The organism is Mucilaginibacter sp., assembly GCF_036383575.1.
Classification (GTDB): Bacteria; Bacteroidota; Bacteroidia; order Sphingobacteriales; family Sphingobacteriaceae; genus Mucilaginibacter.
Genome location: NZ_DASVOB010000893.1, coordinates 1 through 12710 on the forward strand (window position 1 = coordinate 1; position 12710 = coordinate 12710).

At 42.2% G+C, this 12710-nt stretch carries 10 protein-coding genes; 8 read left to right on the forward strand and 2 right to left on the reverse strand.

The window, feature by feature from the left end:
• Positions 1-497: 497 nt before the first annotated feature.
• Positions 498-4607, reverse strand: coding sequence for a two-component regulator propeller domain-containing protein (locus VF500_RS31350; protein WP_330863426.1), 4110 nt, complete (start codon positions 4605-4607; stop codon positions 498-500).
• 525 nt (positions 4608-5132) lie between these two features.
• Between VF500_RS31350 and VF500_RS31355 the strand changes: the two genes are divergently transcribed.
• The 3 genes from VF500_RS31355 to VF500_RS31365 are packed head-to-tail and all read left to right on the forward strand — an operon-like array spanning position 5133 to position 7742.
• The gene (locus VF500_RS31355) at positions 5133-5939 is read left to right on the forward strand and encodes an MlaE family ABC transporter permease (protein ID WP_121224297.1); all 807 of its coding nucleotides are present in this window, start codon (positions 5133-5135) and stop codon (positions 5937-5939) included.
• Between the two features lie 11 nt (positions 5940-5950).
• The gene (locus VF500_RS31360; protein ID WP_330863427.1) at positions 5951-6724 is read left to right on the forward strand and encodes an ABC transporter ATP-binding protein; all 774 of its coding nucleotides are present in this window, start codon (positions 5951-5953) and stop codon (positions 6722-6724) included.
• A gap of 28 nt (positions 6725-6752) precedes the next feature.
• The gene (locus VF500_RS31365; RefSeq protein WP_330863428.1) at positions 6753-7742 is read left to right on the forward strand and encodes an MlaD family protein; all 990 of its coding nucleotides are present in this window, start codon (positions 6753-6755) and stop codon (positions 7740-7742) included.
• A gap of 457 nt (positions 7743-8199) precedes the next feature.
• On the opposite strand, the gene VF500_RS31370 is transcribed toward VF500_RS31365, so the two are convergent.
• A complete protein-coding gene (locus VF500_RS31370; RefSeq protein WP_330863429.1) occupies positions 8200-9366 on the reverse strand; it encodes an acyltransferase in 1167 nt (388 codons plus the stop codon).
• A gap of 223 nt (positions 9367-9589) precedes the next feature.
• Here VF500_RS31370 and VF500_RS31375 point away from each other — a divergent pair, with 223 nt between their 5' ends.
• From VF500_RS31375 to VF500_RS31395, 5 genes are all read left to right on the forward strand, one after another.
• Entirely contained in the window at positions 9590-10084 is a 495-nt protein-coding gene (locus tag VF500_RS31375) for an RNA polymerase sigma factor (RefSeq protein ID WP_330863430.1), read from the forward strand.
• Positions 10068-10562: a hypothetical protein gene (locus VF500_RS31380; protein WP_330863431.1), complete on the forward strand. Its 495-nt coding sequence runs from the start codon at positions 10068-10070 to the stop codon at positions 10560-10562. Before VF500_RS31375 ends, VF500_RS31380 begins: the two co-directional genes overlap by 17 nt.
• Before the next feature lie 111 nt (positions 10563-10673).
• Positions 10674-11228 (forward strand): DUF1572 family protein, encoded by a 555-nt coding sequence (locus tag VF500_RS31385; protein ID WP_330863432.1) that lies wholly within the window; start codon positions 10674-10676, stop codon positions 11226-11228.
• Between the two features lie 215 nt (positions 11229-11443).
• The gene (locus tag VF500_RS31390) at positions 11444-11764 is read left to right on the forward strand and encodes an ArsR/SmtB family transcription factor (protein ID WP_091217982.1); all 321 of its coding nucleotides are present in this window, start codon (positions 11444-11446) and stop codon (positions 11762-11764) included.
• Positions 11761-12710, forward strand: a 950-nt coding sequence (locus VF500_RS31395; RefSeq protein ID WP_330863433.1) for an SRPBCC domain-containing protein, incomplete at its 3' end; no start/stop codon positions are given. The genes VF500_RS31390 and VF500_RS31395, both read left to right, overlap by 4 nt.

The following is a 12710-nucleotide window of genomic DNA, read 5'->3' on the forward strand; positions in this document are numbered from 1 at the left end:
ACAAATGTCAACCACATCTAACAGTTTAATTATCAATAATTTAATATAAAATATTGTCATAAAAAGACTACAATAGTTACAAATGTGCACCCATTAATATAGTTTACAATGATATTTTGATGCTATAATAGTATCACCAGATTCGGTTTATTGTGAGACAAAAGAAGGTAATTTTGAAATGGGAGAATTGAGATTTTCCACTCACCATAAACCATGTCATTGCGAGCGCAGCGTGGCAATCTCGTAGCCAATGTGTCCGCCCTGTATGGCTACGAGATTGCTTCGTCGTTCCTCCTCGCAATGACATGGGTTTTGCATTAAAAGAAGTGATGGCAACGCAAACGAATTACTACTAAAGCTGGAAGCTTTAGGAATGTTATACCACGGGTTACGCTATCGCTAAACCCGCGGCAGTGAGATAATCAAGAGAAAAATCAACGGTCACTCCTGGTTCAGAAAAATCAGCGCAATCAACGTAATCAAGAGAAAATCAACGGTCACTCCTGGCTCATGGCTTCCTGGTACTTGGATGGAATGCTGTTAAACTCGGCTTTAAAGGTGCGCACAAAGTATTTCTGGCTCTTGAAGCCAACCTTGTGGCAAATTTGGGATATGGTAAGATGGCCTGTTTCGAGCAATTGCGCGGCGCGTTTCAAACGCATGGAACGCACAAGTTCATTAGGGGTTTTACCCGTCATTTGCAAGATCTTTTTATAAAGCGTATACCGGCTTACAAACATCTCGCTGCTCAACTCTTCGACAGAGAAATTAGGGTTGGAGATATTAGCGTCTATCAGCATCAATACTTTTTTGATAAACAATTCCTCCGGCGAATCAACCTGTAGTTCAGTGGGCGTAACATCTACCTGTTTCTGGTAGGTTTTACGCATTTTTTCCTGCTGACTGAGGATGTTCTTTATTTTAGAATGCAGGATCTCGAAATTGAACGGCTTGGTCATATAATCGGTAGCACCCGTTTCCAAACCTTTGATCTGTTGCTCCTCGCCAGTTTGGGCAGTAAGTAATATCACCGGGATATGCGATGTGCGCGAATCCCCCTTGATCTTGCGGCACAGATCGATCCCATTCATTTCGGGCATGCTGATATCGCTTACTACCAGGTTAGGGTGCTGGGCCAAAGCTTTTTGCCAGCCTTTTTTACCGTTTTCGGCTTCAATGATATTAAAGGCATCCTTTAGGTTATCTTTAATATAAAATCTAAAATCCTCGTTATCTTCCACCAATAATACCGTTGGCTTTTTGATATCACGGTGTTCTTTAGGCTGATTTGGCTTTGCAGCTTCGGCATCCATCAAAAAGTCACTGTTATGTTGCAAGTGATAGTCGGTATCAGTAAACAGCGCTTCATCAATCTTTTGCAATGGTAATACTACCGTAAAGCAACTGCCCTGGTTATGCTCGCTCTCAACAAAGATCTCGCCGTTGTGAAGCTTTACAAACTCCCTGGTAATGGAAAGCCCTATCCCGCTGCCCTGGTTTAACATGGATCCCGGAATATCATGCTGAAAAAACGGCTCAAAGATCCGGTCCCTTTTTTCGGCAGGGATCCCTATACCGGTATCCACCACCCTGATCTCCAACAGGTAATCATCATCTTCATTACTGCGCTTCAGGTTAAGGAGCACACTTACCTGGCCTCCTTCATGTGTAAACTTGTAAGCATTTGAAAGCAGGTTAAACAGGATGCGCTCAATTTTATCATGGTCAAAACTGGTAACAAACTCTTCCGTATCTGTATCAAAAACAAACCTGATATGCTTTTGATCGGCTATATCGGTGAACGACCATGACAGATCTTTAATAAAAGCAATGATATTTCCTGATCGTTTATACAGTTTAAGCTCCTGGTATTCCATCTTTCTGAAATCCATCAACTGGTTAACCAAATTGAGCAATCGTTTGGCGTTGCGGGTGATCATGGTAAGCTGGCGCCGGGTTTCGGGCTCACTCACCTGCTTCAATATCTTATCAACCGGGGCCATGATAAGCGATAGCGGCGTACGAAACTCGTGGCTTACGTTAGTGAAGAATTTGATCTTCATCAAATCAAGCTCGTGCATGCGCTGGGCCTCCTCCCGTTCCTTTTCGATAGAGAACTGCACTTTTAATTTTTGAATGCCCCGCTGCCTGAAATAAAACAAGCCGCCAATAAACAGCAACGCATAAACTACGTAAGCCCAGGTAGTTTTCCAGAACGGTGGCAAGATCCTGATGTGCAGGGCTATCTCCTTTCCATTCCAAAACTCATTGTTGGTTGCCCGCACTTTGAAGGTATAATCGCCCGGCTCAAGGTTGTAAGTAGCTTTACGAAGTTTGTTATCAACCGAGATCCAGCCATCATAAAAGCCCTCCATAGCATATTGCAGCTTTACCTTATCAGGGTTAAAGAAGGTAAGGGCGGCAAATTCAATAGAGAACACATTCTGATCGTAGTTGAGCACTATTTCTTTAAGCTGGGAAATGGACTTGGGCAATATTACCCTTCCGTTAACCTTTTCGCCTACATCAAGGCTTTTATCAAACAATTGAAAATCGGTAAAGAGCAGGGACGAACTTCCTTTATTAAAATTCAGGGCCGATGGTTTAAAAATATTAAAGCCGTTGCCCCCTCCAAAAATCAATTCTCCCTCGCGGGTTTTTACTGATGAGTTTTCGGCGAACTCGCGTCCCTGTAAGCCATCAGCTTCATTATAGTTTATGAAATGGAACTGGAGTTGAGGCTTACTTCGGTCTACAATAATATTTGACAGCCCGTTTGGCGTACTTACCCAAATATTGCGACTTTCATCTTCCCTGATATCTATTGTGGTATTATCGGGCAGGCCATCCTGCTTGGTGAGGGCGGTAAATTTTTTAGTATCCGGGTTAAAAACATTGAGCCCTTCGCGGGTGCTGATCCATATTAATCCCTGGCTATCCTGCAAAATGTTATTGGTATTATTATTTACCAGGCTGTTGGGATCTTTATCATCATGCAGGTAATGGGTAAACTTATTATCCTTCCGCATCAACACATCAACACCATAGGCGGTTATTACCAATATATTTTTACGCCTGTCCTCGAGCAAGGCACTTATATAGTTCGAATGGATAGTATTTTTGCTGATATCACCGTCAAATTTATAGTTTGCCACTACCTGCCGGTTTTTATCGAGCTTGTTTAGGCCGGCCGACAGGGTACCAACCCAAAGGTTTTGGTCGCTGTCTTCCATAATAGAACAAACCCTGTCTTCCGAGATGCTGTTTACATCACCATCACTATGCTTGTAGTGCTTAAAGGTTTTGCCATCGTAACAATCCAAACCGCCATAATAGGTACCTATCCATAGCTTTTGTTCACGGTCAATAAACAGGCAAACTACCACATTATTTGTAAGGCTGCTTTTATCATTAGCACTATGCAGGTACTGCTTAAAGCTGCCGGTTTTACGGTTCCAGTAAATAAGTCCTCCGCCGTTGGTACCTATCCAGATATTGCCCAGTTTATCTTCGGCAAAATTATTCACATCGCTAAAAGGCAAACTGTTCGGATCGCTGAGATGGTGGGTATACCCTGCAAATTTGATAATACTTGGATGGTAATAGCTAAGCCCTCTTTTATAAGTACCGCACCACATAATGCCCGAATAATCCCTGTAAACGCAGGTTACGCTGTTTTGGCCTACGGTTTTATTATCATCCTCGCGGTTAAGCATATAACTTAAGCTGAAGGTCTGCTTATCAAGCAGGTTTATACCGCCGTGATCTGTGGCTATCCACATCCTGTTCTGATCATCCTCTGCCAGGTCTGATACTACATCTGTATTGAGCCCTGTACCGGCCGCACCTTTGCCAATATGTTTAAAGATGCCTTTTTGCATATTGAGATAAAACACGCCCGATGAGTAGCTCGGTACAAATACCCAAATATCATCCTGCCTGTCGATGTATATTTTGTAGGATGAGCTCAGGCCCGGAGGCAGCTCACCCAAAGCTTTACGGTAGTTAACCTTGTAAGTAACCGGGTCGAGCCTTTCCAAAACCCCGGTATTGGATACCAGCCAGATCCCTTTTTTTGAATCGACAGCAAGATCGGTAACCATGTTGGAAAAAATGGAACTGCTATCATGATCCTTGTGCACCAAATTGATGAGCCGGGTTGTTTTAGGATCGTATTTATAGATACCCTGGCTTTTATTGTGGTGCAAAAACCAAAAATCACCAAATCTGTCACTCTTAATAGCAGCTATGTAGGGATCATACAGCTTTATTTTAAACAGGAAATCTTTATAGTTCCGGGTAAACTTCTCAGTAGCAGGATCATAAATATTAAAGCCCATGCGGGTTTCGATCCATAGCTTATTTTCCGGGCCCGGGGTTATGCTAACAATGTAATCGTCATCTAAAGTGGTAGTATCGTTACTGGCATGTTTAAAGGTTTTGATCTTATAGCCATCATATTTGTTAAGCCCGGATAGGGTGCCAAACCACATAAAACCTTTATCATCTTTATAAACACAGTTTACCTGGTTATGTGATAATCCATTATTGATATCGAGCCGTGAAAACTGAAATGGGTTTGATTGCGCGCTTAAAAATGCCGGCATATACAGCATAACAAGGCAACATATCAAAATTTTACACTTCATTAACTATATTTTAGGGGCTGTGTTACGCTATATAAATTTTAACTTTTAGGTTTGCAGACAAATAAGTTTAAACATTTAACCCAAATGGTCAAAAGGATTTAATTAGCCGTAATTTAATCTGCCATTAACACTGTTTTTGATAATTTGCCCGCTTAATACCGGTAAGGATTTTGGCCGGTGTTTTGCTACAGCACTTATAATTGGTTTATTATCAAATGTACTTTTAATACAGAGGTAAGATATAATACTTTTTTTACATTATTTAGTTTTAAATTAACAAAAACATCTAAATTACTGCCATAAACAGCACAATAAAGCACTGATACATAATACTTTTATTTCATTTTACCGATCGAACAAAATGTTTTTAAAACGATTTAAAAAGTTAGCAAAAAAGTATATGAACGAAATAAAACAATTACGGCAAACAAACTCCGGCAGGTTTTGTAGAAGTAACCGTATATTAATACAAGTACCTATTGAATGGACAATACGCAAAGCATAACAAAGCATCCAAAAAGATTGGCGAAGCTTAAACAAAGCCTGAGCGACTTCTTTTTTACGCTTTATAAGATAAACCAGTTTATCCTTCGTTTTTTTAAAGAGGCCTTTGTACCGCCTTTTGAACTGAAGGAAGTTGTACGCCAGTGCTACGAAGTAGGCGTGCGTTCATTTACACTAATATCAGTTACCGGTTTCATCGTTGGTGTGATATTTACCAAGCAATCAAGGCCATCGCTATCGCAATTTGGCGCCGAGTCATGGCTGCCTTCATTGGTATCTATAGCCATTATGCGTGCCCTTGCCCCATTGGTTACGGCACTCATAGCTTCAGGAAAAGTAGGTTCAAGTATCGGTGCCGAATTAGGCTCCATGCGGGTAACCGAGCAGATAGATGCCATGGAGGTATCGGGCACCAAACCTTTTAAATATCTGGTATGTACCCGTGTACTTGCCACCACGCTTACTATTCCAATTTTATCAACATATACAGGCTTTGTGGCCTTGTTTGGTGGTTATTTGAATGTTACCCAAAACGAAGGCACCACCTGGACAACCTTTATACAGGAAGTTTTTGAGCCTTTAACCTTTACCGATTTTGTGGCATCGCTCATCAAATCAATTGTATTTGGTTTTACTATTGGTATTGTAGGCTGTTACCAGGGCTATAATTCAAATAAAGGCACCGAAGGTGTGGGTAAAGCAGCGAATGGTGCGGTAATTACTGCCATGTTCCTGGTATTTATTGAGGAAGTAATTATTGTACAGATAACCGGCTGGTTCCGCTAATTAATTGAGATATGAAAAAGGCAGCAGTACAGGCAGATCATAGCAACCCGGTTATCAGCATCAGGGGCTTAAAAAAGGCTTTCCAGGATTACGCCGTGCTCCGTGGTATTGACCTTGACCTTTACCAGGGCGAAAACCTTGTTGTACTTGGTCGTTCGGGTACAGGCAAATCGGTATTGATCAAAATCATATCAGGCCTGCTTAAGGCAGACGAAGGCATAGTAAAAGTATTTGGACAGGATATAGCTCACATTACAGAAGATGAGCTGCAGAAGCTACGCATCAGGATAGGGTTTTCTTTTCAAAACAGCGCATTGTACGATAGTATGACCGTGCGCAAAAACCTGGAGTTTCCGCTGGTACGTAACAAACGTAACCTAACCCGAGCAGAGATCAATACCGCGGTAGAAACCGTACTTGATGCAGTGGGTCTTTCGCAAACTATTAACCAGATGCCGTCTGAGCTTTCGGGCGGGCAACGTAAGCGTATCGGCATTGCACGCACGCTAATCCTTAACCCCGAGGTTATGCTGTATGATGAGCCTACGGCCGGCCTTGACCCTATAACCTGTATTGAGATCAATGACCTGATCAACGAGGTACAGCAGCGTTACAATACATCATCTATCATCATAACGCACGACCTTACCTGCGCCAAACAAACCGGCGACAGGATTGCTATGCTCTTAGACGGGCAGTTTCAGCGCACCGGTACTTTCGAGGAAGTATTTAATACCAACGACAGCCGGGTGAAACCTTTTTACGATTACAACTTTATACAATAACAACACTTAGATAAGATATACCATTATCATGGATCCAGCAGAAAACAGAAAATCGATCATAGTAGGCATATTCCTGGCACTTGGCCTCGTATTATTTATATTGGGGGTATTTACCCTGGGCGGTCAGCAAAAAGCATTTGTTAAAAATATAAAGCTTAGCGCGGTGTTTACCGATGTTGCCGGTTTAAAAAAAGGCAACGCCATTTGGTTTTCGGGTGTTAAGGTGGGGACTATCAGCAATATCAAATTCATCGGCCCATCAGAGGTTCAGGTATACATGAACGTTGATGAAGCTGCCCAGCAATACATCCGCCGCGATGCGAAGACCAAGATCGGGTCGGACGGGTTAATAGGTAACAAGCTTATCGTAATAGAGGGTGGCACCGCACAGGCACCGGTAGTAGATGATGGCGATGTTCTGCAATCAGAAAAAATGCTTTCGACCGACGATATGCTTAAAACCCTGCAAGACAATAACCAAAACCTGCTGGCTATTACCAACGATTTTAAATCATTAAGTCATAACATCCTTCAGGGCAAAGGCACCGTTGGTGCTTTACTGGCAGACAGCACCATGGCCATACAACTGCGCGGTGCTATGCGTAACCTGCAGGCTACCACTCAAAGTGCGGCTTTAATGGCGGTTCAACTTAATCAATTTAGCCGTAAAATAAATACCAAGGGCGGCCTTGCCGATAAAATGCTGACTGATACCGCAACTTTTGCTCAAATTAAACAAGCGGTAACCCAGTTGCAGCAAACCGCAACAAACGCTTCAACGCTAACTAATAATCTTACAAAAGCAAGCAATAAGCTCAACACTACAGATAATGCCCTGGGCGTATTATTGAACGATCCAAAAGCAGCAGTACAAACACAATCGGCTATTAACAACCTACAGGCGGCATCTATAAAATTAAACGATGATCTGGAGGCGGTGCAACATAACTTTTTCCTGAGAGGTTTTTTTAAGAAGAAAGAAAAAGCAAAGGCCGATAGTTTGAAAGGGAAACAGTAAGCTTATTTCTATTTATTTCAAGTAACTACAATGCCGTTGTTGGTGTTGTCTCCAACAACTTTTCATGCCCGTTATTTTCTTATAATCACAGAATTACTGTTTGCTGACCGATACGGTAATTGTGCAACGCAGAGTTGTTTGTGACAACACCAACAACGGCTAAGCCCCCCTCTAATCTCCCTGTAAGGGGGGACTAAACAACAAGTTTTTTTAAGTCCCTCTCCCCCGGAGAAGGATTTAGGGTGAGGCAAAAAAAATGCGTCCCGTATCTCACCCCGGAACGCAATGTCGACAACATCTCAAAGCTATCGATCAACTAAATCAGGTTAAATCTCACCCTGTATCTTATTATACACGCATATCGTGCCATTGTTTTAAATAGTTAGAAATCAATACATTAAACAATAATCAACTTTCTTAAACGTCCGGTTATGCACATAAGATGTCCTATATCGGATCAAATGATCTTATTTACTCCCGGTATCTTCACCAGGATAGACGATAATAAAAAGCTACCCGCCACAGCCAGCGGCCCGACGATCAATAATTTATAGCCAGGATCCATAGGCCAGCCTATAGCCATTACCGAAAGCGAGATGAGCACCAGCGGATGGAAAATATATACCCCAAATGCAGCCCGCGACATCACTTTCCCAATTGCGGACTGTCCTGCCCATTTATATTTTACCATGATCAGCAAGGCAGTCATGATAAAAATACCGGTAAACTGTTCCCAGCAGGCATACATAAATGACTGCCAATGCCCCTGCCCGCAAAGGTCCTCAATTGAACTGTGTGTACTTTCCTTTACAAAATACATTACCGGGAATACCACCAGGATCATGAAACCTGCCAGCCAGGCAAACAACTTGCCCGTTTTTAAGCTAAACCCGTTAAGCCAGTTATTCTGCGATGCCATTATCCCGGCACAAAATATAGCGATGTATTGCGGAAAATGGCCCAGCTGAAACCCAACCGGCTTAAGTATCCAGCCTACCGGAAAAACAATCCGTACGATATAGGTAGCAATTCCTAATCCCGCAGCAAATAATATCACAACAAGGGCCGATGGCGCTTTTCCGGATCTCGGCTTTTGGAGTTTTACCACTGAGCCGATCAACACAAAAATTAAACTGAATAACAATAATGCCGCCACAAACCAAAGCACCCCAAAATCTATCCATCCGTCAAAACCGCTCAGATATTGCAGGTAGGAGATCCGGTGCCCTTGGGCAAAACGGTAAACTATATAGCTCAACACCGGCGATAGGACGAACGAGTAAAATAACAGCGGGATCCCCAAACGTTTTAACCTATCGGCAGTAAAACGCGCTACTCCTTTCTTTTGAAATGACGAAGCCGTAAAGTAGGCCGAAATGAAAAAGAAGAAGCCCATAAAAAACGACTGGTTTACAGAAACAAATATGGTCATGGGAATGAGTGCGCCTGTGTGGGTGGTTTTATCTGTAAAATACCAGCCCCCCGGTGCGCCATAAGTAATAAAAGCATGGTGCAACACCACCAGAATAGTTAATGCAATTTTTAAATTGTCGATGTAAAATAGCTTCGATGTAGCCGAAGAGCTAATATTATTTTCAGTTGGTAAAGTATCCGTTAATTGCATAAATGAGTTGCTGTAATTTCAAGGAATAAGACACCAAAGATTTAGGCATGTTACATCCGGACCGGATCTTAAAAAATTATTTTACAAGCATATACAACTTTCAGGAGTGTGAAATACCAGCCTCATTTTCACACTTTTTGCACAATTTCCATTTAACTTGTAACATAATTTATATATATTTGGTTGAATACTGAAATTATAATATTCTTTAATTGACCCTAATTTGAATCCGCAGTTACAAACATCTGCACCCCTGGCCCGGAGCAATTCGGAGGCTTTACGGAGCCTTTATAACAGTTACGCGGCAAAGCTTTTGGGCTATATTTTTGAGGTGGTGCAAAATAAAACGGTAGCTGAACAGTACCTCGCGGCTGTTTTTAACGAAGTACCTAACGAAATAGAAGAACTTTCAAAAGCCGGGGTAAATGTACTTTGTCGGCTACAAATAATAGCGCGTCGAAAACTGGCTAACTTTTTCGAGACCCTCGATACTGAAACCGAGAGGAAAGCCGGGCAAAATATGCCCTGGGTAAATAATAGATACATAGCCCAGATGACACCACTGCAGCAGCAGGTTTTTCTCGGTGCTTATTATCAATGCAAAACAACATCGCATATTGCAAAAGAACTAAACAAAACAGAAGAGGAAGTAAGAAAAACACTAAAGGAATGTTTCACTATTATCAGGAACGGGAGGAACGATGAAAGAGTACATTGATAGCGGCATTCTTGAAGTTTTTGTAATGGGCGTGGCTACCGATGAGGAAGTTAAAGAGCTGATGTACATGAAAGCCAAATATCCCGAGGTAAATGAGGCCCTGAAACAGCTGGAAATAGACATGGAAAAAATTGCGGCTGATATGGCCCTTGCTCCTCCGCCAGGCACCTGGGACAAGATCGAAGACGAGATTGATGGTCTTATCCGCAGGGAAACCTACACCCAGCCTGTTAAGTTCAGGACAGACCACGGGCATAACGGCTATGAAAAAACGGCTCCTCCCGAACAATTCATATCTATCGAATCCGAATCAAACCATATGCGCCTGCATAAATCATGGCGCTGGGTATTTGCCGGTGTGTTTGTGTTAGGAAAGATCTTTTTAGGCTTCGCGATATATTTCTATCTCGAAAACCGCCAAACCCAACAACAGCTACAAGAGTTAAAAACCGAGATCAGGGAATTGAAGAAGAAATAGTTAGAGATTAGAGGTCAGAGATTAGGTTCCCTGTTCGTTTAAAATATTTGAGGCATCTATTAGGATGCCTTTTTTATTGTTTATTAAATCTTTGCCCCCTAACTTTAACCTATGGAAAACGATTATTTAACCAGCGTAAAAAAGCAATTTGCCTATTACAAATCTCTGGGCGAAAAAACTTTTGAGCAGCTTACCGACGAGCAGTTATCCTGGCAATATAACCCTGAATCAAACAGTGTTGCTATGATCGTGAACCACATCTCGGGCAATATGATTTCCAGGTGGACTGATATTTTTACCACCGATGGAGAAAAGCCTACCCGCAATCGCGAAGCTGAATTTACCCCATCCACCCCTACCCGCCAAACAGTTTTAGATAGCTGGGAACAGGGATGGAAATGCCTTTTTGATACACTTGATAAACTAACTGCCGATGATCTCGACAAGATCATCTATATCCGCAATCAGGGCCATACCGTTATGGAAGCTATTAACAGGCAGTTGGCCCATTACCCCTATCATGTTGGCCAGATAGTTTTTTTAGGCAAGATGCTATGCAATGAAAACTGGGCTTCTCTCTCTATACCCAGGGGACAATCCGACAGCTATAATGCCGATAAGTTTGCCCAGGAAAAACGGAAAGTTCATTTTACCGACGAAGAATAGTCCATCCATCCTCAAGCAATATAGCGGTACTAAACGGCTTTGAGTTTAAAGTTCCGGCAGTATTCTATTGCCTTCCCATTCCTGTTAAAACCTTCCTTTAATTTTAAGATCTGTATTTGAAAATTACAATTGGCCTTAAAATTTTCAAATAAATTTCCGCAACCAATTAATTGCACATATATTTGCAATCATTTGATTGCAAATAGGAATAATTTATGAGAAGAGATGTATTTCAGGCCATTGCCGATCCAACCCGCCGGGCTATTATTAGTCTGCTGGCTTTGCAGGCCATGACGCCTAACGCCATTGCCGAACATTTTCAAAGCAGCCGTCAGGCTGTATCCAAACATATCCAGATCCTGAGCGAATGCCAGTTGGTTAGCCAAAAACAAACCGGCCGCGAAATTTATTATCATTTTAATGCTCAAAAAATGAAAGAAGTAGATGTTTGGATGGACCAGTTCCGCGCCCTGTGGGAAACCCGTTTTAGCCAGTTAGACAATGTATTACAAAACCTAAAAAACAAACAATCATGACAAACAACGAAGCTGTATTTACCAAAGACCTGCAAAACAAAAAGCTAAATGTGATAAGAACTTTTGACGCGCCGATCAATTTAGTATGGCAGGCCTGGACCGAAAGCGAGATCCTTGACCAATGGTGGGCGCCGAAACCCTATCGCGCCGAAACTAAATTTATGGATTTCAGGGAAGGCGGTTACTGGTTATATCAGATGGTTGGGCCTGAGCACACAGAACACCCCACATGGTGCAAGGAAGAATATAAAACCATCATCACACCAAAAAAAATCACCAATGCGGTTTCATTTAGTGATGAAAACGGTGTAACAAATACCAGTTTCCCTGTCATGAACTGGGAGAAGAATTTCGCTGAAGATGGTGAGCGCACTACTGTTAACATAGATATCTATTTTGATAAAGTAGAGGATATGCAAACCATTGTTGGCATGGGCTTCCAGGAAGGCTTCACTGCCGGCTTAAGCAACCTTGATCATTACCTGAGCACTGGTTTCAAGATCAGGAAGGACCTGAAGCCTAACAACACGGCAAGGGTTACCACTTACTTAAATTTCAACGGCAACACCGAAGAGGCTTTAAACTTTTACAAAGAGGTTTTTAAGGGCGAATTCACTGGCAAAAAACTTACGCGTTTTAGTGATATAGCGTTGCCTGCTGAGGTCCAGATGAACGAAGCCGATAAGAAATTGATCATCCATGGCGAACTTACCATTATGGGCGGCCACGTACTGATGGCAACCGATGCACCGGAAAGCATGGGTTTCAAATTACAAACCGGCAATAATATGCACATTAACGTTGAACCCGAAAGCCGCGAAGAAACCGAGCGCTTGTTTAATGAGCTATCGGCCGGAGGCAAGGTGAATATGCCCTTGAGCGATATGTTCTTTGGAGCGTACTTCGCAGAGCTTACTGATAAGTATGGCATTAACTGGATGCTGAA

Bases quoted from the DNA above. Each gene is read 5' to 3' on its own strand.
- VF500_RS31380 (WP_330863431.1), top strand. From the start codon at position 10,068: ATGAAAGAGTACATTGATAGCGGCATTCTTGAAGTTTTTGTAATGGGC.
- VF500_RS31360 (WP_330863427.1), top strand. From the start codon at position 5,951: ATGAAAAAGGCAGCAGTACAGGCAGATCATAGCAACCCGGTTATCAGC.
- VF500_RS31385 (WP_330863432.1), top strand. From the start codon at position 10,674: ATGGAAAACGATTATTTAACCAGCGTAAAAAAGCAATTTGCCTATTAC.
- VF500_RS31350 (WP_330863426.1), bottom strand. From the start codon at position 4,607: ATGCCGGCATTTTTAAGCGCGCAATCAAACCCATTTCAGTTTTCACGG.
- VF500_RS31370 (WP_330863429.1), bottom strand. From the start codon at position 9,366: ATGCAATTAACGGATACTTTACCAACTGAAAATAATATTAGCTCTTCG.
- VF500_RS31365 (WP_330863428.1), top strand. From the start codon at position 6,753: ATGGATCCAGCAGAAAACAGAAAATCGATCATAGTAGGCATATTCCTG.
- VF500_RS31355 (WP_121224297.1), top strand. From the start codon at position 5,133: ATGGACAATACGCAAAGCATAACAAAGCATCCAAAAAGATTGGCGAAG.
- VF500_RS31390 (WP_091217982.1), top strand. From the start codon at position 11,444: ATGAGAAGAGATGTATTTCAGGCCATTGCCGATCCAACCCGCCGGGCT.